Here is a 399-nt window from a genome sequence, read left to right on the forward strand (position 1 = left end):
GCAAGACTGAAACTCAAAGGAATTGACGGGGACCCGCACAAGCAGTGGAGTATGTGGTTTAATTCGAAGCAACGCGAAGAACCTTACCAGGTCTTGACATCCCTCTGACCGGTGCAGAGATGTACCTTTCCTTCGGGACAGAGGAGACAGGTGGTGCATGGTTGTCGTCAGCTCGTGTCGTGAGATGTTGGGTTAAGTCCCGCAACGAGCGCAACCCTTGGATTTAGTTGCCAGCACTTCGGGTGGGCACTCTAGATCGACTGCCGGTGACAAACCGGAGGAAGGCGGGGATGACGTCAAATCATCATGCCCCTTATGACCTGGGCTACACACGTACTACAATGGCCGGTACAACGGGCTGCGAAGGAGCGATCCGGAGCCAATCCTACCAAAGCCGGT

1 rRNA gene (only partly in view) is annotated in these 399 nt (G+C 54.9%); it reads left to right on the plus strand.

Annotated elements, in window-relative coordinates:
• A 16S ribosomal RNA gene (locus ACFSR7_RS21490) occupies positions 1–399 on the plus strand (its annotated part continues 272 nt past the right edge of the window); the annotation flags it as partial.

The organism is Cohnella sp. GCM10020058, assembly GCF_042683485.1.
Classification (GTDB): domain Bacteria; phylum Bacillota; class Bacilli; order Paenibacillales; family Paenibacillaceae; genus Cohnella.